23 protein-coding genes and 2 pseudogenes are annotated in these 25299 nt (G+C 66.1%); 19 read left to right on the top strand and 6 right to left on the bottom strand.

Translation table 11 applies throughout. From position 1 onward, the window contains the following. Window positions 1–5: 5 nt before the first annotated feature. The 9 genes from hsaA to AB4Z47_RS27835 all read left to right on the top strand — a co-directional run bounded on the left by hsaA (window position 6) and on the right by AB4Z47_RS27835 (window position 10292). The gene (gene hsaA / locus AB4Z47_RS27875; RefSeq protein WP_441955193.1) at window positions 6–1211 is read left to right on the top strand and encodes a 3-hydroxy-9,10-secoandrosta-1,3,5(10)-triene-9,17-dione monooxygenase oxygenase subunit; all 1206 of its coding nucleotides are present in this window, start codon (window positions 6–8) and stop codon (window positions 1209–1211) included. Next, window positions 1208–2554: a class I SAM-dependent methyltransferase gene (locus AB4Z47_RS27870; RefSeq protein ID WP_441955192.1), complete on the top strand. Its 1347-nt coding sequence runs from the start codon at window positions 1208–1210 to the stop codon at window positions 2552–2554. The genes hsaA and AB4Z47_RS27870 overlap by 4 nt, the downstream gene beginning before the upstream one ends. Further along, window positions 2551–3936, top strand: a complete 1386-nt coding sequence (locus AB4Z47_RS27865) for an FAD-binding oxidoreductase (RefSeq protein WP_441955190.1) — start codon at window positions 2551–2553, stop codon at window positions 3934–3936. Before AB4Z47_RS27870 ends, AB4Z47_RS27865 begins: the two co-directional genes overlap by 4 nt. Then, window positions 3933–5051, top strand: a complete 1119-nt coding sequence (locus tag AB4Z47_RS27860; RefSeq protein WP_441955188.1) for a class I SAM-dependent methyltransferase — start codon at window positions 3933–3935, stop codon at window positions 5049–5051. The genes AB4Z47_RS27865 and AB4Z47_RS27860 overlap by 4 nt, the downstream gene beginning before the upstream one ends. A gap of 17 nt (window positions 5052–5068) precedes the next feature. After that, window positions 5069–6046, top strand: a complete 978-nt coding sequence (locus AB4Z47_RS27855; protein ID WP_441955186.1) for a fused (3R)-hydroxyacyl-ACP dehydratase subunits HadA/HadB — start codon at window positions 5069–5071, stop codon at window positions 6044–6046. A 749-nt stretch (window positions 6047–6795) separates the two neighbouring features. After that, the gene (locus AB4Z47_RS27850; RefSeq protein WP_441955184.1) at window positions 6796–7173 is read left to right on the top strand and encodes a MerR family transcriptional regulator; all 378 of its coding nucleotides are present in this window, start codon (window positions 6796–6798) and stop codon (window positions 7171–7173) included. 69 nt (window positions 7174–7242) lie between these two features. Further along, window positions 7243–7428 (top strand): hypothetical protein, encoded by a 186-nt coding sequence (locus tag AB4Z47_RS27845; protein ID WP_441955182.1) that lies wholly within the window; start codon window positions 7243–7245, stop codon window positions 7426–7428. Window positions 7429–7487: 59 nt separating this feature from the next. Next, window positions 7488–9569, top strand: coding sequence for an ISAzo13 family transposase (locus AB4Z47_RS27840; protein ID WP_441955180.1), 2082 nt, complete (start codon window positions 7488–7490; stop codon window positions 9567–9569). Window positions 9570–9590: 21 nt separating this feature from the next. Then, a complete protein-coding gene (locus AB4Z47_RS27835; protein WP_441955215.1) occupies window positions 9591–10292 on the top strand; it encodes a TIGR03619 family F420-dependent LLM class oxidoreductase in 702 nt (233 codons plus the stop codon). Window positions 10293–10624: 332 nt separating this feature from the next. On the opposite strand, the pseudogene AB4Z47_RS27830 reads toward AB4Z47_RS27835, so the two are convergent. Then, window positions 10625–10843, bottom strand: a pseudogene (locus AB4Z47_RS27830) (ATP-binding protein); the annotation flags it as partial. Here AB4Z47_RS27830 and AB4Z47_RS27825 point away from each other — a divergent pair. The 4 genes from AB4Z47_RS27825 to AB4Z47_RS27810 all read left to right on the top strand — a co-directional run bounded on the left by AB4Z47_RS27825 (window position 10836) and on the right by AB4Z47_RS27810 (window position 12807). Next, window positions 10836–11108, top strand: coding sequence for a hypothetical protein (locus tag AB4Z47_RS27825; protein WP_441955178.1), 273 nt, complete (start codon window positions 10836–10838; stop codon window positions 11106–11108). The pseudogene AB4Z47_RS27830 and the gene AB4Z47_RS27825 overlap by 8 nt on opposite strands. A 12-nt stretch (window positions 11109–11120) precedes the next feature. Next, window positions 11121–11366: a pentapeptide repeat-containing protein gene (locus AB4Z47_RS27820; protein ID WP_441955213.1), complete on the top strand. Its 246-nt coding sequence runs from the start codon at window positions 11121–11123 to the stop codon at window positions 11364–11366. 216 nt (window positions 11367–11582) lie between these two features. Then, on the top strand, window positions 11583–12371 hold the full coding sequence (locus tag AB4Z47_RS27815; RefSeq protein ID WP_441955176.1) for a hypothetical protein: 789 nt from the start codon (window positions 11583–11585) through the stop codon (window positions 12369–12371). Between the two features lie 151 nt (window positions 12372–12522). Further along, entirely contained in the window at window positions 12523–12807 is a 285-nt protein-coding gene (locus AB4Z47_RS27810; RefSeq protein ID WP_441955174.1) for a helix-turn-helix domain-containing protein, read from the top strand. Window positions 12808–13131: 324 nt separating this feature from the next. Here AB4Z47_RS27810 and AB4Z47_RS27805 read toward each other — a convergent pair. The 3 genes and pseudogenes from AB4Z47_RS27805 to AB4Z47_RS27795 form a co-directional block, all read right to left on the bottom strand. Continuing rightward, window positions 13132–13344 (bottom strand): annotated as a pseudogene (locus tag AB4Z47_RS27805) (NYN domain-containing protein); the annotation flags it as partial. A gap of 44 nt (window positions 13345–13388) precedes the next feature. Beyond that, window positions 13389–13868, bottom strand: coding sequence for a DUF6653 family protein (locus AB4Z47_RS27800; protein ID WP_441955172.1), 480 nt, complete (start codon window positions 13866–13868; stop codon window positions 13389–13391). Continuing rightward, a complete protein-coding gene (locus tag AB4Z47_RS27795) occupies window positions 13865–14461 on the bottom strand; it encodes a TetR/AcrR family transcriptional regulator (RefSeq protein ID WP_441955170.1) in 597 nt (198 codons plus the stop codon). Before AB4Z47_RS27795 ends, AB4Z47_RS27800 begins: the two co-directional genes overlap by 4 nt. A gap of 364 nt (window positions 14462–14825) precedes the next feature. Here AB4Z47_RS27795 and AB4Z47_RS27790 point away from each other — a divergent pair, with 364 nt between their 5' ends. Further along, on the top strand, window positions 14826–15203 hold the full coding sequence (locus tag AB4Z47_RS27790; RefSeq protein ID WP_441955211.1) for a TIGR03943 family putative permease subunit: 378 nt from the start codon (window positions 14826–14828) through the stop codon (window positions 15201–15203). A 30-nt stretch (window positions 15204–15233) separates the two neighbouring features. On the opposite strand, the gene aztD is transcribed toward AB4Z47_RS27790, so the two are convergent. Continuing rightward, a complete protein-coding gene (gene aztD, locus AB4Z47_RS27785; protein ID WP_441955168.1) occupies window positions 15234–16388 on the bottom strand; it encodes a zinc metallochaperone AztD in 1155 nt (384 codons plus the stop codon). 193 nt (window positions 16389–16581) lie between these two features. Here aztD and AB4Z47_RS27780 point away from each other — a divergent pair, with 193 nt between their 5' ends. After that, complete coding sequence (locus AB4Z47_RS27780; protein WP_441955166.1) at window positions 16582–17040, top strand: HEAT repeat domain-containing protein; 459 nt, start codon at window positions 16582–16584, stop codon at window positions 17038–17040. Window positions 17041–17140: 100 nt separating this feature from the next. Here AB4Z47_RS27780 and AB4Z47_RS27775 read toward each other — a convergent pair whose 3' ends face one another. Then, window positions 17141–17560 carry a helix-turn-helix domain-containing protein gene (locus tag AB4Z47_RS27775; RefSeq protein WP_441955164.1) on the bottom strand — a complete coding sequence of 140 codons (420 nt, stop codon included), beginning with the start codon at window positions 17558–17560 and terminating at the stop codon, window positions 17141–17143. 578 nt (window positions 17561–18138) lie between these two features. Here AB4Z47_RS27775 and AB4Z47_RS27770 point away from each other — a divergent pair. The 4 genes from AB4Z47_RS27770 to AB4Z47_RS27755 form a co-directional block, all read left to right on the top strand. Further along, window positions 18139–19284 carry a hypothetical protein gene (locus tag AB4Z47_RS27770; protein WP_441955162.1) on the top strand — a complete coding sequence of 382 codons (1146 nt, stop codon included), beginning with the start codon at window positions 18139–18141 and terminating at the stop codon, window positions 19282–19284. A 161-nt stretch (window positions 19285–19445) separates the two neighbouring features. Next, the gene (locus AB4Z47_RS27765) at window positions 19446–19844 is read left to right on the top strand and encodes a hypothetical protein (protein WP_441955160.1); all 399 of its coding nucleotides are present in this window, start codon (window positions 19446–19448) and stop codon (window positions 19842–19844) included. Next, entirely contained in the window at window positions 19841–20320 is a 480-nt protein-coding gene (locus AB4Z47_RS27760; RefSeq protein WP_441955158.1) for a YbaB/EbfC family nucleoid-associated protein, read from the top strand. Before AB4Z47_RS27765 ends, AB4Z47_RS27760 begins: the two co-directional genes overlap by 4 nt. Before the next feature lie 66 nt (window positions 20321–20386). After that, window positions 20387–25299, top strand: a 4913-nt coding sequence (locus AB4Z47_RS27755) for a hypothetical protein (protein WP_441955156.1), incomplete at its 3' end; no start/stop codon positions are given.

Raw genomic sequence — 25299 nt, 5'->3', positions numbered from 1 at the left:
ACGCAATGACCGACGACGCCACCGCCGCGGTACTGGCCGCGGTCGGTGAACTGCTGCCGACGCTGAGCAAGCGTGCCGCGGACACCGAGCAGGCCAGGAGGATTCCGGCGGAGTCGCTGGCGGAGATCACCGCGACCGGGTTCTTCGGCCTGCTGCGCCCGCGCCGCTATGGCGGGCACGAAGCGCATCCGGCCGCCTTCTACACGGCAGCCGCCGAGCTGGCCTCGGCCTGCGGCTCGACCGGGTGGGTCGCCTCCGTTCTCGGCGTATCCCCATGGAACCTGGCACTCTTCGACGGCTCCGCCCAACAGGAGGTCTGGGACTCGGGCGTCGACATCCCCATCTGCTCCTCGTACGCCATGACCGGCACCGCCGTTCCGGTCGAGGGCGGCTATCTGCTCAGCGGAACGTGGGGTTTCGCGTCCGCTTGCGACCACGCGCGGTGGGCGTTGCTGGGCGCACGGGTCATCGTCGACGGCGAATCGGTCGATTCGTGCACCTTCCTGGTGCCCGCTGGCGACTACCGCGTCGCCGACGTGTGGCAGGCGATGGCCCTGCGCGGCACCGGAAGCAACGATATCCATGTGGAGGAGGTGTTCGTGCCCGCGCACCGGGTGCTCGCCTCGGATGCGGTGACCGCCTGCCGTACGCCCGGACAGCAGGTCAACGATGGGGCGCTGTACAGGATTCCGTTCGGCTGCCTGCACACCAGCGCCATCACCGCCGCCATCGTCGGAATGGCGCGCGGCGGTTATCGCGCGTACCTCGAGCAGCAGAGTGACCGGGTGCGTGCCGCATTGCCCGGTGACGCACGCAAGGACACCGGCTACCGTGGTGACCAGTTCCGCGACGATCCAGCCACGCTGGAGCGAATCGCGTTCGCCGCGACCGAGATCGACGCCGCCTGGCGCCAGCTCACCCACAACATCGATGATCTGTACGCGCTGGCGGCGGCAGACCGGCCCATCGGACCGCGTGATCGATTGCGGCTGCGCCGCGATCAGGTCCGCGGCACCGAGCGCGCGGTGGCCGCCATGGATCGACTGTTCGAAAGCTCCGGTGGCCGCGCGTTGCGGCCCGACAGCGCCGTGCAGCGTTTCTGGCGCGACGTGCACGGGGGGCGGGCGCACGCGGCCAACGATCCCGAACGCGTGTACCGCATGTTCGCCGCGGCCGAACTCGCGGCCATGTCGCAGGCGCGCAAGCCGTGACCGATCAGGTGGTCGCCGCGCTCGGGCGGCATCCGTGGGTCGATTCGGCGTGGTGGGACGCGCGTCGTGCGGCGCTCGTGGTGCGTCCCGCCGCCGAAGCTGTCGCGGTGCGGCCCGCTCCCGGGGCGCTGCTCGTCGAGTATTTCGAGCATTGGCGGCAAGTGTACGAGTACGTCTATTCCTCCGAGGAGCTACGCCACGGCGAGGATCTGGATCTGTCCGGATGGCGGGCCTCCGACACCGGTGCGGCGTTCCCGCGCGAGCACATGCTGGAGTGGATCGATCACGCCGTAGGCATGGTGCGTCGCGGGCGACCCGACACTGTCCTCGAGATCGGCTGCGGCAGTGGTCTTCTCGTCCACCGGCTGTATCCGTCGACGCGAGGCTATGTGGGGCTCGATCCGGCCGAGCCCGTGGTGGAAAGGCTGCGTGCTCTACGGCTTCCGGGTGTCTCGGTGCTGCGCGCTGCCGCGCACGAGCTCACTACCGACCAGGTGCGGGCTGCACTACGTGCGGTGGATGCGAGCGGGCGGCCGGACTGCGTCCTGCTCAACAGCGTGACCCAGTGCTTTCCGGACGAGCGTTACCTCACCGCCGTACTCGATGACGCGCTCGACATGGTCGCGCCCGGGGGCGCCGTCGTCGTCGGTGACATCCGTAATCTGCTCGGGGCGCAAGATTTCGCTCGATGGCTGGAACTGGCCCGTGATCCCGGCCTGAACGCCGAGGACCTGGATCGGCGGGCCGCCGCCCGACTCGACGCGGACGAAGAGCTCCTGTGCGATCCACGGGTCTTCGCTCGGATCGCGCATCGGCATCCCCGATCGGTGCGGGTCGCCTTCTACGCCAAGCCGATGCGGGACGATACCGAACTGACCCGATATCGCTACGACGCCGTACTGACCGTGGACGAGCCCGCGCCGGTCCCGCCCCGTACCGTCGTCTGGCGCGACCTTCGAGGCCGCGACACGGCCGATCGGATCGCCGCGCTAGCCGACACCGTGCGCCGGGAGGCGACCATGGTCACCGGCATACCGAACGCGCTGCTCGTCCCCGACGCCGCGGACGCGGTCGCGCCCGCTTCGCTCGCGGCGGCGCTGCCGCCGGAATGCGCGGTCCTGCTCGACTCGGCCGACGCACGGCTGCTCGCCGTCGGCCGCCCCGAACACCAGGCGGATCTGGAAGCCGTGCGCGCCGATCCGCCGCACCGCGTCTGCAACGACCCGTTCACACGCTACGTGCGCCGCCGGATGCCGGAGGTCCTCGCCGACTATCTCGAATTGCTCCGCGGCACCACCGCACCGCCTCCCATCGTCGTCTCCGAGGAGTTCGCCGCCACATGACCACTCAACCGACGGACTATCTCACCGACCTGCGCGCGGCCTGCCGAGGCGCCGTCCTGACACCGGGCGATCCCGGTTACGACCGCGCACGGCAACGCTGGAATTGCGCTGTCGACCAGCGGCCTGCCGCCATCGTGTGCTGCGCCCGAGTCCCCGACGTGCGAGTCGCGGTCACGACGGCGCGGCGGCACGGGATGGCCGTGTCGATACGCGGCGGCGGCCATGAAGTCGCGAGGCACCCGGCCGCGAACGGCTCACTGCTGCTGGATCTGTCGGGGCTGCGGACGATCACCATCGACCCGATCGCCCGGCGTGCCACCGTCGGCGCGGGAGTCACCTGGGCGGAATTCGATCGTGCCTGTCACCGGCACGGCCTGGCCGTCACCGGAGCGGACGTGTCCACCGTCGGCGTGATCGGTTCCGCGCTGTGCGGCGGCAGCGGGTGGCTGCAGCGGATGGCAGGCTTCACCTGCGACAGCGTTCGCTCCGCCCACATAGTGCTCGCCGACGGACAGCTGGTGCACACCAGCGCGGAGCACCACCCCGACCTGCTGTGGGCGCTGCGCGGCGGCGGCGGCAATTTCGGTGTCGTCGTTGCTGTGGAGTTCGAACTGCATCCGATCGGCCCCCTGCACGCGGGCACGCTGCTGTTCCAGCTGGAGGCTGGGCGCGCGGTCTTCCGTGAATTCCGCGAGCTGTGCGCCGAGGCCCCGGACGAACTCGCGCTACGCGCGACCCTGCTGCACTGGCCGCCCACCGCGCCCGAGGGGCCTGCAATGGCCGCGGTCACGGTCGCCTACTTCGGACCCGCCGACCGGGCCCGCGCGGAACTGGCACGATTGAAGCGCTTGGGCGAACCGGAGCTCGACCTCATCCGGCCGCTGGAATATCCCCAGCTGCAACGCAATACCGAGCAGGCATTTCACGAAAGCCACGGCACCGCCACCGGGACCGAATGGCTGCGCGAATTCGACGACGACGCCATCAACGCGCTCATCGACCTCGCGGCCGACATGCCCACCCCGTACTCGCTGGTGTCGGTCCATCAACTCGGCGGCGCGCTGCGCCGTGTGCCGGTGGACGCGACCGCGTTCGGCTACCACGACGCCGACTATCACGCGGTCATGTTCTCCGGCGGGCCAGCGCGGACAGATCTGGACTCCTCGCGGCGGTGGATCGCCGAGGTCGTGGCCGCACTACAGGGCTGTTCGGCGGGCGGGCCCTACATCGGGATCCTCGACGACACCGCGTCACCCGAACGGGTGCGCCGTGCCTACCATCGCCATTCCTATCCGCGACTGCGACAGCTCAAAGCCACCTACGATCCCGACAACCTGTTTCGCTGCAATCACAACATCCCGCCGCTGAACGAGGCGCGATGATTACCGACGAGACCCTCGACATCGCCGCGCGCGCCACGGACGCGGTCGCCGATTTCGATGCGCGACAGTGCCTTTCCGCGCGCGAGGACCTCGATCTGTTCGGGTTGCACGCCATGGCCGCCGCACTACGACCCGCGCTGCCGGGCGGTACTGCGCGCACCGAGGACGACATCGCGAAAGCGTTGGACGTCGCCCCACGACATCGCTGGCTGCTGCGACGCTGGCTCGGTCTGCTCACCGCCCACGGGTGGCTGGAACGCGCCGACCGACACTTCTCGTCCCTTCGGGAGGTCGCCGCACCGCACCGCGCCGATTTGGACCGAGTGTGCGCAGACCTCGGGTTCTCCCCGCAGCTCGCGCGCTTCTTCACGGCTGCCAACCGCCACGCGTGTGATCTGTTGCGAGACCGAATACTCGCCCAGGAACTGTTGTTCCCGGACGCCGACCTGCTCACCGCCGAGGCCGCATACCGTGACAACCCGGTCAACCGATACTTGAACGCGGCCGCCGGCGCGGTCGTCGCCCGGTCGGTGGACGATCTCGCCACCGACCGCCACCCCGTACGCATCCTGGAACTCGGCGCAGGGGTCGGCGGCACCACCGCCGACCTTCTCCCGGTACTCGACGGCCTGCCGGTCGAATACCACTTCACCGACGTATCGTCGTTCTTCCTCGACGCCGCCCGGGCACGCTTCGCCGACTACCCCTGGCTGCGGTTCGCCCTGCTCGATCTCAACGCCGACTTGCCGCCGCACCGGTCCTTCGACATCATCCTGGCCGCGAACGTGCTGCACAACGCCCACCACAGCGGGGTCGCGCTGGGGCGGCTGCACGAGCTGTTGCGCCCCGGCGGTCACCTCGTCGTCATCGAGTCCTGCCGCGAACACTGCCAGCTGCTCACCTCCATGCATTTCCTGATGTCCCCCCGTCCCGGAGGCGTCCGCCCCGGTCGCGACGATATGCGCGCAGGCACCGACCGCATCTTCCTGACCGAAACCCAGTGGCGCGCCGAGCTCATTGCAGCCGATCTGCCCGCCTGGCTGGTTCTGCCCGGACCGGAGCACCCGTTGGCCGCACACGGCCAACGGATCTTCGCCGCTCGTACCCCACGGTGACCCGGAGGAGTCCCATCATGTTCCCGCACCCCACCGTGGGTCGTAGTTACGCCGACACCGACCACTACGAGGTGGGCCGGGAAAAGATTCGCGATTTCGCCCGCGCAGTCCAGGATTTCCATCCCGCGCACTGGGACGACGCCACCGCCGCCGCGCTCGGCCATCCGGGCCTGGTCGCACCGATCACCTTCGCCTCGGCGGTCGGCTCCTTCGCGCACCGGTCGCTTATGCGGGCGGCGCTCGACGGTTACGACCCCGCGCACTTGCTTCAAGTGGATCAGGACATTCGCTGCCACCGCCCCGTAGCCGCAGGGGCTCGGCTGACGCACGAGATCATCATCGATTCCCGCCGGTCTACACCGAGCGGTGACCTGATAGCCGTCACCACTGTCGTCCGCGACGAAAAGGGCAACCTGGTGCAGACCGTGCATACCACGCTCGTCGGGCGCGCTCACGAACTCGCACCGACGGTGGACGCCCTCGCGATGCTCGACATCCCCGAACCGGCACCCGCGGCCGCCCCACCCGCGCCGCAGCCCGCGACACCGATCCCGCCCGGGACGGCGATCGGCGCCCACGCCGCGGTACCGAACTTGACTGTGGGACGGAAATTCCCGCAGCGTGTCTTGCGCTTGTCCCGGGGTGAACTCGTGCACTACGCCGGTGTCTCTGGAGATGTCAATCCGATCCATTGGAGCGACGAAGCCGCGCGGCATGCGGGGCTGCGCCAGGTGACCGCCCACGGCATGCTGACGATGGGACTCGGCGCCGCCTGCCTGACCGAATGGCTCGGCGTCGCGGACTGTATCACCAGCTACTACGTGCAGTTCGCGAGCCCGGTCCTCGTGGATTCCCACCGCGTCTCCGAGATCACGTTCGGCGGCACCGTCCGATCCATCGGTGACGCCACCGGGCAGGCAACCATATCGCTCACCGCACACTGTGACGATGTCGCTGTTTTCGCGGGAGCCTCCGCGACCGTGTACGCGAGCTGATCGGCACCTCTTCGTGCGGGCGAGAACCTGACTTCGAAATCGCCGCAGACGACTCCTTCGTACATCGACAGACAACGGGCCGTGAGGACGATTTCGAGTTCTTTTGGGTGCCTGTCGATCACTTGACGACATCGATCTTCCCGGTAGCGGTCAGGGACCTGTTGCCGAGGTCGATGTGGCAACTGCCGGGCGGCGGATTGGTCGCGGTGCTGCTGTACAACACCGGTCCTTAGAGCAGCGCGGCCTGGCCGAGGCGAGGCTCGTATCTGTGGACTTGAATCTCCTGGGCCAGTACGCACATCGGTGGCGTGGACAGCCGCCCGCAACCCGCGAGGTGGCTGCGTCCATGGATACTGACGATGCTTGTCCATAGATTCCGACGGCAATGAGGGCTGGTTTCAAGATCGAGTGTCCGTGAATTCGGACGGCGCTTCGTGTGCGTGGTGGGGTCAGTTGCCCGTCCAGATCGCCGCTCGCCGCGCCGGCCCGCGTGCACTACAACCACCCCCGCACTAGCCTGGACCGGCGTCCGAACTACGTTCTCGTCGCGTGCGCAGCCTTCTGGGTGCATGACGACTCGACATGTGCTGATGCCGAAGAGCGGACGTGGACGCCGTGAGTTGTCCAAGGTCCTCAACCGGGGGCGTGGGTTCGGGCAGAGCCGAGTGGGGTGGGTGCGGATCTGCGGTATTGCCTTGACGTCGGTGACAAGGTTTACCGTTGCTGCAGCAGTCTCGACAGGAGGTCACATGCTGATCGGAGAGCTGGCCGAGCGCGCTGGCACGAGTGCACGCACGGTGCGCTACTACGAGCAGCACGGACTCGTGCAGCCCGAGCGGTCGGCCAACGGTTACCGCGTCTACGACGAGCACGAGCTCGAGATCGTGCGGAAAATCCGGGCATTGCTGGAGTTGGGTTTCGACCTGGTCGATGCCCGCCCGTTCATCACCTGCCTACGCACCGGCCACCGGTCCGGCGACGAATGCCCGGAATCGGTGGAGTCCCTGCGGGGCAAGATCGCCGAGATCGACGACGCGATCGACAGGCTCTCCGCCGCGCGGCGACAGCTGAGCGCGCGGATCAGCGCCTTGGCCGGCCGGCCCCCGAAGTGCGAATTCTCCCTCTAGCCCTGTTGTCTGCGGTCGAGCCGGCACGGCGATGACCGGCTCCCATCTGTACCAGGAAGGAATCTCGTAATGCGATTTGCGACCAGCTACGGCACGGCGTTCAACGGCACCGATCCCGATCGCCTCGTCGCGTTCGCCCGGCACGCGGAAAACCTGGGGTTTGAGGCACTGTATGTCCAGGACCATATCGCGCTGTATCCCGGCGCCGACTACGGCGCGGGCGAGTTGCCGCCGACGTTGCCGTATTTCGAGTGACTGTAACGTAGTTACGTGTTGTGTTGGGTTGCAGTGTATTTGGGTGTGCTATGGCGGTGGTGAGTGGAGTTCGTGGTCTGGCCGAGCGGTGGGCGGTGTTGTCGCCGCATCTGAACGAGCGGCAGCGGCGTTTGATGTTGGGCGGCGAAGCGCGGGCGTTGGGGCATGGCGGGGTGCGTGCAGTGGCGCGGGCGGCCGGTGTCAGCGAAACCACTGTCCGCAGAGGAGTTTTCGAGTTGGAGGCGGGCGAGTCGCCGTTGCCTGGTGGGCGGGTGCGTCTGCCCGGCGGTGGCCGCAAACGGGTCGAGGAGACAGACCCAGGGGTTCGCGACGCGTTGATGGCGCTGGTCGAGCCGGACGAGCGGGGTGACCCGAGTTCACCTCTGCGGTGGACGACGAAGTCGCTGCGTAATCTCGCCGACGAGTTGACACGGCAAGGGCACCCGGTCTCGGCGATGACGGTCGGGCGGCTGTTGAAGGCCGAGGGCTTCAGCCTGCAAGGTGTCGCCAAAACTCTCGAAGGCGCTCAGCATCCGGACCGTGATGTCCAGTTCCGCTATGTCAACGAGCAGGTGAAGCAGCATCAGGCGGCGGGCGAGCCGGTGATCAGCGTGGACACCAAAAAGCGCGAGCAGATCGGTCGGCTGCCGATGGCCGGGCGTGAGTGGCGACCCAAGGGCGAGCCGGTGCAGGTCGAGGACCATCATTTCTTCTTCTCCGGCCCGGAGATCGAGCAGGCCATCCCCTATGGGGTCTATGACCTCGCCCGCAACACCGGCTGGGTGAACGTCGGAGTCGACCACGACACGAGCGTGTTCGCGGTGGAATCGATTCGCCGCTGGTGGACCGCGCGCGGCAGCCTCGACTACCCAAGCGCGGCGAAACTGCTGATTACCGCGGACTGCGGTGGCTCCAACGGCTACCGCCGCCAAGTATGGAAGAGCGAACTGGCGGCGTTGGCCGCCGAAACCGGTCTGGCGATCACAGTCTGTCACTTTCCGCCGGGCACTTCGAAGTGGAACAAGATCGAGCATCGGATGTTCTCCCACATCACCCACAACTGGCGCAGTCGCCCGCTTACCAGCCACGAGGTCGTCCTGCAGACAATCGGATCCACCACCACCCGCACCGGGCTGCGCATCGAGGCCGTACTCGACAGCGGCGACTACCCGATCGGGATCGCCGTCAGCAAGCAGCGGTTCGCCGCCCTGCCGCTCCAACGACACGAAACGCGCGGCACATGGAACTACACGCTTCATCCCGAGCCCGGCACCGCACCGTTGGGTGAGGGCGATCCGACGCATGGCTCGACGGCGGCTCACCGACGCCGGCAGATGCTTCGGCGTCTCGATGATCCGCGACTGACCGGCCTGGACCCTGATCAACTCGCCCGGCTCTGCGCAGTCTTGGCGCCTGCCCAGGCGGCGCGGTCCCAGCAGCGCTACAGCGAGCAGCGTGGTGGCCGGGCGCGTCGCGCCACCGGCAGTCAACGCGTCAAGCCACTGTTCGACGACCCGACCCGCGTCCTGCTCACCCTCCTCTACCAGCGGCAAGTGTGTTCGCTGAACGTCCTCGGCGACCTGTTGGAAGTCACCGGCGTCTGCATAGGTGATCTCGTCAAGGAAACCCGCCGGATCCTTGAAGACCACGACCACCTGCCCGGCACCGCCGCCGTTCGATTCACCACAGCCGCCGACCTGCTCAGCTTCCTCGACCACGACACCACACCGCAGCGGACCGCGATCATCGAAAAGCTCTCGGCACCGACCCTGACCGGCATGACCCGCGCACAACTGGATGCCCTCACCCGGAACCTACAAGCTCGCCAACTCGCCCAGACCGAGCGACTGACCCACCAGCGCCGCGGCGCTCAACGCCAACCAGGCACCCGACGGGGGGTATTCCCCCAGAAGATCGGAAACACCGAACGCGTCATCCTCACCATCCTCTATCAACGCCGACTCTGCACCATCGACGTCCTCGCCGACGCGCTCGGCGACGTCAGCAGATCCTCCATCGGCAATGTCATCCGCGAAACCCGCCCCCTCCTGGAACAAGTCGGACACACACCCACACCCGCCGCCACCCGGTTCCGCACAGCACTGGAACTGCTCGCCGCCGCCGACACACCGACAGGTTGATTCCTTACAGTCACCGATCCACTGGATTGCTTGAGCTTCGTCGCCGCGGCCACACATCGGATTCTGCTCGGTACCGGTGTGCTGCTACTGCCGTACCGGCATCCGGTGGTCCTGGCCAAGCGGCTTGCCACCGTCGACGTACTGTCCCGAGGCAGGATGCGGCTGCTCACCGTCGGCCTCGGCGCCTTGCCTGGGGAAGCCCACGCGATGGGCGTCGATTTCCGCAGTCGTGGCCGTCGCGCGGACGAGGCCATCGATGTGCTGCGCCTGCTGTGGGCGGGCGGCCCGGACGGCGTCAGCCACCACGGCGAGTTCTTCGCCTTCGCCAACCTGTGCAGCTATCCCAAACCGCACGAAACGACCGCGTTACCCATCCATATCGGGGGCTCCAGCGCGGCGGCAGCACAGCGCGCCGGACGACGCGGTAACGGATATTTCGTCGGCGGCATGCTGACCGAACACGAACGTGACCGGCAGATCGAACTGGCCCGCAAGACCGCCACCGACGCAGGGCGTGATCCTGCCGAAATCGAGTACACCCGCTGGGGATCAGCCGACATGTCCCCCGAACTCGTCGAGGAACTCGCCCAGCACGGGGTGGACCGGATCGTCGTCGGCTTCGCCGGTGCCGACCCCGCGCAGCAACACGACCAGATGTCGGAATTCGCCGAACGATTCGACCTCTCACCCAGAGACTCAGCCATCGACCACGAACACCACTGACAGCGACGACGATCAGCACAACCGTCGACGATTTGAAACAGCAGTATCTCGAGGCCGAAAGCCAAGATCCAACTCCGAGAATTCCGCACCCATCGGCTTCACTTACGGAGGGGCTGTCCATACTGCCCTCAGCCTGGCTGGGTCGAACCCGAACGTCAGAGTGACAATCCGGACGACCCCGCTCGGTGTGTTGTTACCGGCCAAAGTGCCCAGCGGTTGCCGGCTTATCGAGCGGTCGCAGGCGTTCTGCGCCGCATGAAAGCGGTTTCCTCCGGGTGGCGGAGCAGGGCGCATCTCTCGGTTTCGCCGGACGGGCCGCAGGGTTCGGCTTGGCGCTGGCTGCGGGTGTGGGTGAGCCGGTAGGAGTCGGTGCCGGTCTCGAGGATGTTGCCGCCGAAGGTGAGCCGGTCGACAATCGCGGCACAAAGCCGGGGGTCGGTGAACGTTTTCGGCCATGAGGAGAAGCTTTCGTTGGAGGAGATCGCCACACTCGCTTTCTCCTCGCGTTCGGTCAGAACCTGGAACAACAGTTCCGCACCGCGCTTGTCGACCCCAGAGCTCGGTGCCAACCACCAGAGCAAACTGGTCCTCAAACAGCACCGAGCGACAGCCGACGGCACCCGCGCCGACGACCAGGAACGCCACCTCGAATACCGGCACAACGACCGAGAAGTCCGTGCCACCATCGTCCGCGTTATCGCTGACCACCTCTGCCCCACAGCCGAATACAGCTGGTCGACAAGCGACTCCGACTTCCTCGCGGCACATCTCGAGAACATCGACCTCAGCAATGTGAAATTCTCGGGCGATGCCTAGTTCGGTGGCACGATCTTCTCCGGCGACGCATGGTTCGGCGGCGCGGCCTTCTCCGGCACCGCCGGGTTCCGCTACGCGACCTTCTCCGGCACCGCCTCGTTCGTGCAGGTGGATTTCGGTACTGAGACCATCTCTTTTGTCGAACCGAAACAGTGGGGTCCTCCGACACCGGTGTTCGACTGGGACCAGGATGTCAGCGAGAAACCCGCCAATGTCGAGCCACGGGATTGGCCGCCGGCTGTCGTACCGGCCCTGTAGCCGCTCCGCCGGGGTGTTGAGAATCGAACGATTCTCAACACCGCCGATAGGGTGTGAGCCGAGCGGCTTCCAGCTCCGTCTGCCGAACCGATCAACTCGGCGTTGGATCTGCGAGTCGGCTACTTCACGTCCAGCGCGGCGATGGCTGGTAAACCGCATTGTTCGTCCGGTCGGTGACTGTGATGATCAGTCCTGATCGGATCGAAGGAGTGCGCGATGGGTATAGAGAGCGTGGTGTGCGCGTTCGACGAGGAGAGATTCCGCACTGTGGTGGTCCCGGCGTTGAGGTCGGGACCCGGACATCCGACCGTCGCGGGTGCCATTCGTCGTTTCCATGCACACCTTCGGTCGCATCACGGCGAGGAGGTGCTCGGCGATTTCGAGGGTTTGGCGGCGGTGATGGCGCATGTCGACGACTCGTTCTCGGCCTGCGACCTCGGAGATGACTTCCAAGTTGTCAACGGCACGATCCGCGAGCATCCCTCAAAGAAACTGGATCGTTTCGACCCCGACAGTTCAGCGTGGGACTACGAAGATTTCGTCGGCCTCATGGAGTGGATCATCGCCCGTGAGACGCTACGAGCCTGCGCGCGACTCTACGGCCGGGAGGCGTACCTTTCGGAGGTCTTGCCGATGTACAAGGGGCGACGACATGTACCGGTCACCGAGCTGGACACGCTACTCACGCGACTGGCGTACGGTTCGGCCTATCTGCTCGGACTGGGAGCTATGGGCGAGGGTATCCACGGCTGGCTCGACGCTGCCGCCACCCGACGCCTGGCCGCGCTGATACCGCCGAAACCACGAGGCAATACCAGCGATCCCGACGAACGGTTGCGCGCGAATCTGTGGGCGGTCCTGGATTGGGCGATCGAGCGCCGTCTGGGTCTGCTGTGGGGATGTCACCTCTCGGTTCTCGACGAGGAACACCCCGAGGTGACGGTGTTCGACGACGGCGCACACTTGCCGGTATGGCTGAACGCTCATACCGGGATCCATCAGTAGTTTTTCGGTGTTGCGCGTTCAGAATACGATCGGTTTACCGACACCCACGCCGCCCGGGGCCGGAACCCTTGGTCGGTTGTTGTTTTCCTGGTCGTTGTGGCGAGGTGCGGATCTGCGGCTTCGCCGAGTAGTTCACGAAGGCAGCGTCGCCATGCTGCACGGTGTCGAGCGGACGGCAGGTGTGCAGGACATTCTCAGGCGTCTGTTGATCGAGCCGACGGTCTCGATCGATGACACGGCACGGCTTCTCGGTGTCGGTCGGTCGACTGTCTACGCAGTGGCGAGGTCCGGTGAGGTGCCGGTCATTCGAGTCCGTAGCCGCCTGCGGGTGCCGTCGAGGTGGGTGCGTCAGCGATTGCATCTCGAGGGTGAACCGGACGCCGTGGGTCCGTCGGTCCGCCCACCGGAGAATCGGGGAGACGTTCACGCAGATTGAAACCGACTGGTCGGGGCACGCATGTGCGTTGTTTCCTGCTCGCATCTTGGTGCACGGCAATGCATCCCGTGTCCTGGTGAGTATCTGCGATTCTCGGAACAGTTTGAACGACGGGCATAATCGGCCGATGGGCGTTGCTCGGATCGCCGGATATTCGGTGAGCTCGGCATGGCAGGGATCCCGTGTGCAGGGGTGTCGGGGCATGACGATGAGCCAGGGTAGGTCCAGCGTCTGGCCGCTGGTGTCAGTGCGGCAGGAGAGCCGGTGAGGAGGCGGGCGGCCAGGTGCGGGCGGGCTGAGGTCCTCGATGAGTGCGAACCGGTTGCAGGCGTGGACAAAGGATGTAGAGGTCTTGCGTTCGCCGAATCCATATACCCGCAGACCGTATTCGCGCAGCCTTATCAAAGCTCGGTGAAATAGGCATCGCTCGCGAAGTACCACCGCCGACAAGTCGGCGGACAGGGCGATAGGGACCGCACCGGCGACCATCACGTGATCGGAGCAGTTCTTACCCGGCGAGAACGTGATCGCATCGATTCGGCGGATCGAGTGGGCCTATACCGCGTGCCGCGCGATCCTTCTCAGTGTCTGGGTGTGACCTGGTCGTAGAAGATGCCGAGGCGGTCGATCCGCCACAGTTGGCCGTACACGACGAGGGCCGCGCCGAACAGGGTCGGCCAGATCTCGAGCGCGACGAGCCCCCAGACCAGCAGGGAGGCGCCCGTGAGGGTGCCGACGGCCCAGAAGCGCTGGACCACTGCGAAGTCGGCGGGCATCTGTGATCGATCCCGCAACCAGAGGCGTTCGCCGTAGATGCCCTTGGACGACCAGGCGGTTGGCTTGTCGATCGGCGGAAACGCATGCGGGTTCCACCACAGCCATCCGATGACCAGCGCCAGCGGCGTCAGTGCCCACCAGCCGATCCAGGTGCGGCTCCAGACCGACAGAATGATCAGCGGGATCGCGGCGAACCTGGTCCAGACGCTCCACGGGTTGGCATGGCGCTTCCACGCCTGCTCACTCATGCCGGCCATGCGCGTGTATCTGTCCAGAACGTTCATCGGAGCATCCCCCTTGCCAGAGTCCGGATGGTGGCTTCGAGTACCTGCTCGTAGGCGGGGCCGAACCGGTCGCGGTGCATCACGACGAGACCGACGGCGCGGATCACCCCGACGAGAATCTCTGGTGTGATGTCTTCGACAAGAACTCCGTCGCACTGACCTGCGGCCAGATAGTCGAGAAGCGGCGTCACGATCTGCGGGGTGACGCGGGCGATCTGCTCGGGACCGACGCGTCGGGTGACTGCGTCGAGTTCCTCCGGCTGGGTTAGCAGCCGCCGATACAGGGGGTCGGCGACGAGCACGTCGGTGATGGTGTGCATTACCCCAACCAGGCTCTCCTCGCTAACAGGGTGGATCAGCGCGGCGGACACTCGCGCGGCGACCTGCGGGGTGCGTCGGAGCATGATCTCCAGGTAGAGCCGCTCTTTGGAGTCGAAGAAGGCGTAGAAGCTGCCTTTGCCGATACCTGCGGGGCCGGCGAGCTCTTCCAGCGAGGTCTTCTTGAGTCCCTGGGTGGTGAACAGTTTTTCGGCCGTGTCGAGGAGAGTGCATGCGATGCGCTCCTTCTCCTCGTCTGTGAACGCGGTTGCCATAGCTATGACTCCTTTGGTCATTCGGTCATAGCCTATCCGTTTCGGTGGCTGCGTGCACACCCTCGGCATGAGCGTGCACGGGGACGTGGCCACCGGCCGCGCAGGGGTGTCAAGGCCGAGCTCAGTGGGCTGGCTGCGGACGAGAGCTTGAACGGTCTGTGGACACCATCGCAAGATTGCGAAAGTCGAGGTCGGCATCGAAGCGGTGGACGCGGCGTCCGCGCGGCGGAACCGGAGCAGCGGCCGTCCCCGCCGCTGCCCCGACGCCGTGTCGAACTTGCCGGTCCTTGATCTGGTCAACCGGGCGCTGCTGGATTCCAATCATTCCCTGGACGGCCGCGAGGTGACTATCAGCGGATTCGTCATGCGCCCAAACGATCTCGAACAACAACATCCCGCTACCACCGAGGCCGACCTGGCTCGCGTGGTCATCACCTGCTGCGTTGCCGATGCCCGCTATGTCCTGGTACATCTCGCGGGCATGCCGGAGCCGATCGAAGACGGCGCCTGGCTGGAGGTTCGCGGTGTCGTGCAAACCGACAGCGCCCAGCACGATCCCGATCAAACCCCGACCCTCGCTGTCATCGATTACCAGCGGATCCCGGCTCCCGACCGTCCATACGAACGCCGGCGCCAGCGACGACAAGGTTGCTCGCACGTTCGACACAGGAGCGGCGACGTACCGGGAGGCTTCGTGCGGATCTGTGAGGGCATGATTAGTGGCGGTGCGGGCAGGACCTGACGACTGCTCCCACGCGGTAGTGAAGCGGATTCAGTCATCCGTGACGCCGCTGAGCACATTGGGCGTGTCCGGCACTGTGACGGTCGTCGTGATGATGCCCGTCGCGAGGTCGATGCGGTACAGCTGTCGGGTTGCGGGCTCGGATACGTAGGCGACGTCGGCCCGGACGAAGAGGGTCGGTCGCGGCTGCTTCCAGTCCACGGGTTTCTCCCACGGCGCGATGACCGGGATGGTGCGGGTGACTGTGGCGGTAGCAGGGTCGATCACGTAGATGCGGCCGTCGGTGCCCAGCACCACGGCTTCGCCGTGTGGGCCGCGGGCCGGCGATCGGAAGCTGTAGCTTGTGCCCAGGTCGACCGGGCGCAGAGTGTCGGTGGTGGTGTCTATGAGCGAGATCTGTTGCGGGCGTTCCAGTTCGGCGTTGGGGTTCTGCGCGAAGTTGCCGAGGACGATCGGGGAGACGGTGCTGCCGGTAAGGGTGGTGATGGCACCGTAGGCGGTGGGGCTGTTCATTTTGATGATGGCGCCGTCGCGATACATCAGCGCACCGTTCTCGCAGCCGATCACGACGGCTTCGCCCGGCGCGGTGGCCGCGCCATGCGCTCCAGGGCAGTCTTCATTGCGGGTGATCTCGTGGCGGTCGCGGTCGAGCACCATGATTCCCGTGCGAGTCGTCTCGGTGCCGAGAGTCACGATCAGCTCGCCGTCGGTCAACGGGACCGCCACGCCGTGATGCGGTTCAGCCGTCCGATACGTCTCGGTAACGGGCGCGCCGCCCGACAGCTCGGCTGGGTCGATGACGGTGACGTCACCGGTGCCGTCGGTGAACAGCGCAGTGCGCCCGCCGTGGCGCACCACGTGCCCTGGTTCGTGGCCAGGAAACTCGACACCGGTGAATTCGGAGGCGATGGTGTCGAGCACGCGAAAGCCGTCCTCAGCCGAGACGATGACGTGCCGGTCGTCGCCGGCGGGGTCGAGTTCGTTGAAACCGGCGAGCGGCACATCCGCAGCGTTCCGCAGAGTGGTGCCGTCGAGGACGTACAGGCCGCCGTCGTGGGTGACGACGATCGGGTCGGCTATCGCGGGGTAAGCCGATACCGTGCCAGGTTGGCTTCCACCCCCGCCGACGACTGCCACGGTGGTGGCGGTCAACACGACAACGACAAGCCGTGAACGAATGCGCATGTACTGCCCCATATCTCAATTGATCCTACGATCACGCCACCGAGCACCGGACTCGACAGCGCCGATGTTGGGAAGCTCCGTCTGGTGACTATATTGAAAACGGTTGTCAATGCAACGCGCGGGCTTGCCGCCCGCAGCAGGCGACGCATCAGCGCCGGGGCAAATCGCAAGACTGTGTACAGTTCCGGACTCGGTGGCCACCGGGCGCGGCCTCATGCTCGGCGAAGCGGTGAAGGCCATGGCTTTCGCCGCATCACGGTCGATGACGGGGCGTGCGACTGGCAACGGTGAACAGGAAGGGCAAGCCGCTGTGAGTACGTACCAAAGCCTCGAACCGATCGGCCGGAACGAGGCGATCGCGATGCTCGATTCGGACGACAACCTGGCGGTTTCGCAGGCCATACTGCGGTTGGCTCTTCACGACCCTGATGGCGGATGGGTCACCGACCGCGCGCTCGCCTTGCTCGAGAATCCGGACCCCAATGTTCGCTCCGGTGCGGTGACGGCCCTGGGACACATCGTGCGTATTCACAGGGCCATCGACACCGACCGCGTCGTTCCTGCGCTACGCGAACTCGTCAACGACCCGATCATCGGTGGTCGCGTTGAAGACGCATTGGACGACATCACCGTCTTCGGGGGACGGTCCTAAATCCCCAGCGCTGGCCAACAACAAGCAGGTGACCTGGCTGCCGGAGTGGGGACATAAGCGAGCCAGCGGATATCCGAATTTTGTTCTGCTACCGGCACGGTCACCGGGACCGGCCGTGGCTATCACGCCTTGGGATTCCGCGGCGTTCGAGTGCCGACCGAACGGTGGTGTGGGCGACGTTCAACCGGTCGCCAATGCGGTTCAGCGACTCGCCGTGCTGGTAGCTGGTGACGGCGTGGTCGATTTCGTCTTCGCTGAGTCGCCGTTGCTTCCGGATGTGGGTACCCGCGTCGCGCAGGATGGAGAGGATGCTGCCTTTGGCGAGTTGCCACTGGATGGCGAGCTGTTTGGTGGAGGCTCCGGCATCGTATGCGGCAGCGATCTCGGCGCGCTGGTTGGTGGTGAGGCCTCGTTGGAGTCGGTGGGGCCGGGCTGGACTAGGCCGCTTGGTCGGTGCAGGGGCTGGTCCGTCGGGGTCGGGCAGCGCCGCCAGCAACTGCTCCAGCGCTTCTACCTGCATGTTCGTGTTGTAGTAAGGTCCCCCAAGGTCCACCCAAGAAAGTCCTGGTCGCAGGCTATATGGCTATACCGGACCGGGACATATGTCATCAGTGCGGTCTTTGACACGGTTCTCAGGGCACGTCGGCACCTGAGGAGAGACCGGTATGCCCACCCCCCGGCCCGCGGCCGCGCACCGATGGCAGCGACGCCTGGCAGCTTCCTTACCATTTCTGTGACGAGGACGGCGTCCGTCGGCAGAAACCGTCGCCTGGTTCGCCGCCAACGCGACCTTCATTCGAGCCGAAACAGTGGTGACATCGTGTCCGGTCAGTGGATGAACTTTCGCCATTCCCAGTGCCGCTGGCCCTTTCGATGCCGCACCCGATGACCGTCGATCGAAACGCCGAGGTCATGCTTTCGCTGCTGCTCGAACTGATTGCCGGAATGTTCGAAGTGCGGCCCCCCGGAGGTTCTCGCAGGTGCGCAGCCTGTCGGTAGCTTGCGATCGGAGTCGAAGGTGTCCGCGGTGTCGATGGCAGCGCGGATTGTCTCGCCGTACACGACCTCGCTGGACAAGGCGAGGGTCGGGATCGGGTGTTGGCGCGGCGGATTGCCGATGGGTTGGCTGGGGTCGGTCCGGAGGGTTGGCGGCAGTTGGATGCGGTGTTCGCGTTGACTGTTACCTCTGGTTTTGCCGAGGTGGTTTATACCGATGGTGAGCGTTCGATGCGGGCTGAGCCGCCGGCGGCGGTGGTGGAGTTGGTGGGTGAGCATCGGGGGTTGGTTGCGGAGTTGGATGGGGAGCCGTGGTGGCGGTTGTTGGTGCGGTTGAGCGCTGAGGGGGAGTTCGAGGTCGATTACGACTTCGGTGACGAGCCGTTCCCGGAGGGGCAGCTGTTCGAGCCGGAGGCCTATCGTGCCGATCTGGAGCAGTTCCCGCGTGAGGTGCTGCCGGTGTGGTTGGCGGCGTATGTCGGCCATGGTGGCAGGCAGGCCCGTACTCCGCAGGAGGCTGCCGCCTCGGCGCGGGCGGATCGGGCGGGCAGGGTGTGGCCGGTGTTGGCGGAGAACGAGTTTCCGGATTTCCCGGAGATGTGGGCGCGGTGGGCGTGTATTTCGGCGGCGTTCGTGGCGGCTGGTTCGGATTGGGGGCCGCGGGTGTTGCCGTCGATGGGGTGGTTCGAGAGTTCGCGTCGGGGTGGTGCGACGTTGTATTCGCTGCCGGGTGGGCGGGCGGTGCTTTCGGGTGGGGTGTGGGAGTCGCCGAATTTGGATGCCGCCTACAACGACGGCGCGTCGATGCCGAACTTCTATGCCGGCGCCCCGGAGTGGGTGGCCAATCCGGTGCTGAACCCGCGTGCGGCGACGGGTTTGATGTCGTTTGTGTATTGGTGGGAGGGTGGCCGTTGGTATCGGGGGGAGTCTCCGTCGGCGGAGCAGTGCGCTACCGCGGTTCCTGGTGTGTGGACGGCGAACACCGTGGTGGGMATTGTCGCGGGTCTGGCCGCCGCGCCGCCGAGCGCGCAGCAGCGCGCTGCTGCTGCGGCGTTGGTGTCGGCCGCGGAGGTGGGGGTGGTGACCCGGGAGACGGTGGAGAACCTGTTCGGCCACGACGGCCGGTTCGACATCGACGGGGCGATGTACCAGTTGACCCTGGCCGGGGTGGTGGCTGCGCTGCCGCAGCAGATGCCGGAGGAAGAAGCCATCTTCCGGGTGCGTAGCTACATCCGACCACGTTCGTGAAGGGTTTCGAGCAGCGGTTCCAGGAACGGCAGGGAGCGTTGGGGTAGACCGGGAAGCTCGCCCACAGCCTGAGGCGCGGTGGTTCCCCAGTGTTGGTGAACCACCGTGTTCGGGGTGTGGGTGAAAATAGGATCGTCGGCTCGGTGGATGGATAGGTAGAGGTGGACGGCATGGATGCGGATGCGAAAAGGGTCAGGGTCGAAGCCGAGCTGAGCCGACTGTCGGGCGATTTGAAGGATATTGCGAGCAGGATCGGTGACGTGTTTGCCACGTTGAATGCGAACACGGGGCCGCTGATGGCGCAGCCGGTGTGCGGGACGAACGCGCCGGGCGATCAGTTCGAAAAGGATTGGAGTAAGCAGCACGAGGCGATCTGCAAGGCCGGTGAATCGTTTGTGAATATCCTGAATAAGGATTTCGCCGGTGGGATCGACAAGAGTGTGGAGCTGCTGCACGGGATGGATGTCGAGGGCGGGAAAGCGATCGAGGAGGCGACGAAGGCGGGTAGGGGCCGTTCGGGGTCTGTCGTCGAAGCGGGCAGGGGTGGGGGTAGGGCATGAGCAACGCTGATGAGGAACTGCTGGCGAAGATGCTCGAGGACGTCCAGGCGAATATGAAATCGTTGCAGGACGCTTATCAACAGCGYGCCCAGCTCACCGGGACCGGGACGGCCGCGGGTAAGCGGGTCACCGTTGTGGTGAATGCCGATGGYCTCGTCGTCGATACCACGATGACCGACGGRATCGAGGATTTGACTCCGACGGAGCTCGCGCGGGCGGTGACCGCCGCCGCGCAGCAGGCGCATGCCGAACTCGGGCGTAAGACCGAGGAATTGGTGGCGCCGATGCGGGAACGCCACGCCGCGGTGCCGAAACTGTCGGAGTTCYTGCCGGGTCTTCCCGACGAGCTGAGTAGCCTGCCCGTTTTCACCAAGGCCGCGACGGGGCCGCTGGATTCGGAGGAGTCCGACGCCAGGCGCAAGGATGCCGGTGGCACCGGTGGCACCGGACCGCAGGTCACCGAACCCGGTTGGTAGATGTATACGGCGATACCGACTTCCCTCAGGTACTTCATTGATATCTTCGGTGGAGTTGCGCCGTGGATGGATCCATGGACGTGGAATACCGATGGTGTCACCGAACTCGGCAACCATTATGCGACGGCTGCTGATTCGCTGACCGAGCTTCTCCCGGATTTCGAGGCTGCGGTCAAGAACACCGGGAAATGGTATGAGGGGCATGGCGGGGAAGCGATCGCCAAATCGCTCAATCAGCTGATCGACGGCAAGTATTCGATCGATCACCTCATCGATGCGATGGGGGCGATACCGGAGTTCACTACCAACAGCAACAAGGCCATCAACGGCGACCGGATTACCGAAGCCGCTTTCGCGGCGTGGGGTGCGATCGAGTTCGAGATGCTCGCGGTCGAGTTGTTGGCGTCCGGGGGGACGGCGGCGCCTTTTGTGGCGGCGCAGCAGGCGTTCATCGTCGCGCTCGGCCGCTACACCTTCGCGGTGGCTCGCCGGCAGATGATGGAGCGGATCGGGATGGCCGCGGGCCGGTTGCTGGGCCGGGAGTGGTTGTTGCGGACGCTGGGCCGGATGGGGCTCGAGGGGTTGGAGAAGGTCGTGGAACTGGCCTACCACTCCCTGGGTGCCGGGGTGAAGCTGGCCGGGGTCGGGGCGGGGGTCACTACGGTGTCGCTGCTGGCATCGGATCAGAAACTGGATTGGCGCAAGATCGGCGATTCGGCGCTGGCGTGGGGAGTCGGGGCGGTGGCCGGGCACACGGCGGGCCGGGTGTTCGGGGCGGGTTTCGGGAAAGTCGGTTTGACGGGTTTAGCGGTCCCGATAGCGACCGGGTTCGCCTCGGGTGTGACGACCGCGGCCGCGATCGGGGCGCTGCACGGGCAGTGGGACATGTTCTCGCTGGGCTATATGGGTGGTTTGGGCGCGGTCAGCGGCACGCGTGGTGGWTTGTCCGCCGCCCGGCACTCCAGCATCGGCGCCACACCACTGGATATGGCCGGCAAGGTGGAGCATGCCGACCTGGTCAAGACGATCGAGGCCGACCTCAAAGTCTCCGACGGGCTGCCCAGCGCCGACTTCCGGGAAAAGTTCGACACCGCGGCCGCACGCAACGACATCCAGACACTGAAAACCCTGCAATACCAAGCACAYGACCATGCGGTGACGCATCCGGGCGACGGTAGCGCCGTGGTYGCGGACACCGCGTCGGCGAAGGCGACGGTCGCAGCCCAAGCTCCGGCTCAGGCTCAGGCCGCGGCGGCCGCGCAGAGCGGTGCCACGCCGCAGACCACCACCCAGAATTTCCTGGGCGGGAAAATCCGGGTTCCCGTCGAGGGCGCGACTTCACCGAGTGCTGCGACTGCCTCGGCGAGCGGGCTCGCCGAGGCAGGGCGTAGCACCACAGCCGGCACCGCCTCATCCGGGCGGGCGGCAACCACGRSSAGCCCGGACACCGGTGGCTCCCGTGCCTCGAGCAACGCCACGCCCGCCGGGTCCCCGCCACGCGCCGGCGCCGCGACACCCGAAAGCGGAGCGCGGGGGGGATCGACGGCGGCGGGCAGGGCGGAATCGGCCGCACCGGGCGCGGGTGTCAAGGACGGGACTGCTGCCCACCAGCCCGTGAAAGAGCAACCCCCCACCGGGAAGGAGGAAGCCGCTGCCGGGAAGGAGGAAGCTGCTGCGGGGAAGCGGTATCCGAATTCTGGGCTGGATGTCGACAARCCCGCGAAGGACGGGCCCGCCGCGCGGGCGCAGGTCACCGATTCCGGGGTGAATGCGCACCAGCCCACCGCGAAAGAGGAACCCGCGCCGCGGCAACGGCATCCGGAATCCGGGCTGGATGTCGACAAGCCGATCAAACAGCCCTCCGCTGCGGCGAAGGAGGGATCCGCTGGCGGGCAGGAGGGATCCGCTGGCGGGCRGGAGGGATCCGCTGGCGGGCGGGAGGGATCCGCTGGCGGGCGGGAGGAATCTGTTGCGCGGCGGGAGGGTTCGGCGGCCGAGCCGAGTATGCATGAGCCGTCGAAGGGGTTGCGGCGGCGGTTGCGGGCGTTTACCCGGGCATTGTCGGAGCGGATGCGTGCGGAGATGGCTGTCCGGGATCGGCTCGATGTGTTGGCGCCTGAACCCGACGGTGCGCCGCAGCGTTCGGTGGCYGAACGGTTCCGGGAGTGGGAGGCCGCGCAGCGGGCTCGGTTGGAGCGGGTCGGTACCGAGGCGCAGGCGGCCAGGGCGAACAAGATGCTCGATGAGATGGTCGCGGAGTTCGAGGCGTATGAGGCGAAGGTCGCCGAGTCCGATCACCGGCAGGCCACCGCGGAGCGGATGGCTGTCGAGGAGGTGTGTACCAGCTTCGGTGTCGAGGCGCAGGCACGGGTGCAGTTGCGTGAGGCGCAGGTGGCGGCGGCGAAGTTGCGCGAACAGTTGCGTGCGCAGAAAGCCGAGGTGCGGGCAGACGCGGATGCCGCGGTCGCYCMGGAACGYGAGGCGTTGGAGCGGGAGGTAGCGGCCGAGCGTGGCAGGGCGGCGAAACAGATCGCCGACACGCGGATAGCTGCGATCGAGGCGGTCCGTCGGGAGCGGATGACGCAGCTGGTGGGGCAGTGGCATCGGGAGAAGGCGTTGCCCGAGGGGCGGGCGCGGATTGAGGAGTTGCGGGCCCAGACCCGGCAGCGGATTGATGTKTTGCGGGCGCAGGCGCGAGAGCGTGTGGTCGAGTTGTGGCGGCGTTCGCGTGAGGCGGATCTGGGGGTGAGCCGGGAGCAGGCGCGGGAGGAGATGGCGCAGGTTCAGGATCGGTTGACGCAGGCGGTGCGCCGTGAGGAGCGGGCGCTGCTGGAGGCGATCGCCCGAGGTTTCCGGGAGCGGGCSGGGTTGGAGCGGGTGGCGGCGACCGGTCTGGTTGCCGCCGAGCGGATCCGGGAGGTGGAGAACTCGGCGGTCGGGCGCAAGGAGGCGACCGAGGCCGCGGGCCGCGAGCTGGTGCGCCATTACCAGGCGTTGACGGCCGACACGATAGCGGTCGGGATGGGTATCCGGACGGCCTCGGATGAGGTGTTGACTCACATGCTGCGTCATGGCAGCGCGGTGGAGTCCCGGATGGCGGCGGCGGAGATCCTGCGTCGCACTACCGCACAGTTGGAGGGTGGGGACGGCAAGGCGCTGCGGTGGACACAGTTCGCCTCGGGTGAGGCGATGCCGCACGGCCCGGCCAATCAGGGTGCGGGTGAGGGCAAGTCGATGATGTACCACGCTTTTTTGGGCCGGCTGGCCGCGGAGCGGGGCTCGATCGTGTATGTCACCAAAGCCAACCTGGTCGAGCGTGAGGTTGGGGAGATGTTGGCGGCTTACGGTCATCGTGGGTACAAGATCGTTCGGATCGATCCCGATGTGGTGATGCCGGAGCCGGTGGAGGGCGAACCCACCATTTATGTCGGTGATATCGGTGATGTGGTGGTATCGCGGCTGCGTGGTCATCCGGTGCCCAGCCGCAATGTCGTGATCGACGAGATCGACGAGGCGATGATCTACGGCAACTCGACCTACATCATTTCCGATGGGGTTCGCCAAGCAGCGCCGGTGCATGTTCAAGCGCAGATCCAGGCGGCGGAGAAGTTCCTCAAAGACGCGCTGCGGAACAAGATCTTGACCCATGCCGACTTCGGGCGGGAACGTTTCCAGCAGGGCGGTTCGGCGCGTTTGACCGAGGAAGGCAAAGCGAAACTCGAAGACCACCTCTGGAAAGAGCGGATCGCCCAGCAGCAGGCTGATCTCGGCCGGGAGCTGAGCACTGCGGAGCGGGATCGGCTCAAACAGGAACTGACCGCCCAGGAGCGGCATCGGTTGGATATGGCCGCCGCCGCGCGGTGGGAGATGGTGCGGGGCAAGCATTACATCCTGCTGGGGGACAAACACAAGCTGGAAGTGGCCGAAGACGGTGTCCAAACGGTGGTGGCCGAGGACGGGCAGCGGTATCAGTTCACCAAGGGGGTCGACGGGCGCCGAGCGATCCGCGAAGGACAGATCCTGATCATCGATCAGGTCACCCACAAGGTGATGATGGACAAGGGGGTGTCCAACGAGAGTCGATGGAACAACGGTCTGGCCCAAGCGCTCGAGGCGAAACACAACTTGGAGATCCGCAACGATTCGGATCATTCCCAGAGCCTGACCATCGCCGAAACGTTCACCAAAGACAATTACGACCTGATCACCGGCGCCTCGGGTACCGCCCAAGCGGTGTCGGGTCAGTTGAACAAACTCGGTTTGGGCCAGACCACCCCGATCGACCGGTTCACACCCACCAAACTGAACCTCACCCCCGAGGTCAACCCCACCGGCACGATGTTCTCACTGACCGCCCGCGAACGCGATCAAGCGATCGTCAACCAGGTACTGGCGGTGCATCACGACACCGAGCAGCCGGTTGTGGTGTATGTCCACGACAACCGGCTGGTACGCAAACTGACACGGATGCTGCAAAGCAAAGGCATCCAGGTCGACTCGATCGGCGCCGAAGACGTCGCACGGTGGGAGAAACAAGGGTCGGGGACCTCCGCGGATGCCGAACGGGAACGGATCTTCGGTGCGGCCGGCGGCCTGGGAAAAGTCGCGGTGATGAACATGGAGAACGCGCGCGGCGTCGACATCAAACCTTCCGAGCAAGCCCTCGCCCAGGGCGGGTTGCACGTGATCATTTCCGAGCACTCACACATCCAAGCCGTCGATATCCAAGCCATGTATCGRGCCGCGCGCAGCGGACAGCCCGGCGAAGCCAGCTTCCACGCCACACCCGACAGCGCGATCTGGGACATGCTCCCCCCCGACCACCCGATGGCGGTAGTGATCGAACGATACAGAACCACCGAAAACCCACTGGAACGCACAGTCTACGAACAACAGATCCGCGACAACCTCACCGAAATCCAGCAAGCCGCCGAAGCCCACCAACTCGGGGTGGCCCTGCGCGACACACCAGCCATGGG

Origin of the sequence: Nocardia sp. 2TAF39, from assembly GCF_052114905.1 — a bacterium.
Classification (GTDB): domain Bacteria; phylum Actinomycetota; class Actinomycetes; order Mycobacteriales; family Mycobacteriaceae; genus Nocardia.
Note: the sequence above shows the minus strand (reverse complement) of the source record. Positions and strands in the feature narration are given on the sequence as shown.

What these genes read in the sequence shown, in the direction of transcription:
- hsaA (WP_441955193.1), top strand. Translation starts at nt 6, where the DNA reads ATGACCGACGACGCCACCGCCGCGGTACTGGCCGCGGTCGGTGAACTG.
- AB4Z47_RS27865 (WP_441955190.1), top strand. Translation starts at nt 2,551, where the DNA reads ATGACCACTCAACCGACGGACTATCTCACCGACCTGCGCGCGGCCTGC.
- AB4Z47_RS27860 (WP_441955188.1), top strand. Translation starts at nt 3,933, where the DNA reads ATGATTACCGACGAGACCCTCGACATCGCCGCGCGCGCCACGGACGCG.
- AB4Z47_RS27855 (WP_441955186.1), top strand. Translation starts at nt 5,069, where the DNA reads ATGTTCCCGCACCCCACCGTGGGTCGTAGTTACGCCGACACCGACCAC.
- AB4Z47_RS27850 (WP_441955184.1), top strand. Translation starts at nt 6,796, where the DNA reads ATGCTGATCGGAGAGCTGGCCGAGCGCGCTGGCACGAGTGCACGCACG.
- AB4Z47_RS27845 (WP_441955182.1), top strand. Translation starts at nt 7,243, where the DNA reads ATGCGATTTGCGACCAGCTACGGCACGGCGTTCAACGGCACCGATCCC.
- AB4Z47_RS27815 (WP_441955176.1), top strand. Translation starts at nt 11,583, where the DNA reads ATGGGTATAGAGAGCGTGGTGTGCGCGTTCGACGAGGAGAGATTCCGC.
- AB4Z47_RS27810 (WP_441955174.1), top strand. Translation starts at nt 12,523, where the DNA reads ATGCTGCACGGTGTCGAGCGGACGGCAGGTGTGCAGGACATTCTCAGG.
- AB4Z47_RS27800 (WP_441955172.1), bottom strand. Translation starts at nt 13,868, where the DNA reads ATGAACGTTCTGGACAGATACACGCGCATGGCCGGCATGAGTGAGCAG.
- AB4Z47_RS27795 (WP_441955170.1), bottom strand. Translation starts at nt 14,461, where the DNA reads ATGGCAACCGCGTTCACAGACGAGGAGAAGGAGCGCATCGCATGCACT.
- AB4Z47_RS27790 (WP_441955211.1), top strand. Translation starts at nt 14,826, where the DNA reads ATGCGCCCAAACGATCTCGAACAACAACATCCCGCTACCACCGAGGCC.
- aztD (WP_441955168.1), bottom strand. Translation starts at nt 16,388, where the DNA reads ATGCGCATTCGTTCACGGCTTGTCGTTGTCGTGTTGACCGCCACCACC.
- AB4Z47_RS27775 (WP_441955164.1), bottom strand. Translation starts at nt 17,560, where the DNA reads ATGCAGGTAGAAGCGCTGGAGCAGTTGCTGGCGGCGCTGCCCGACCCC.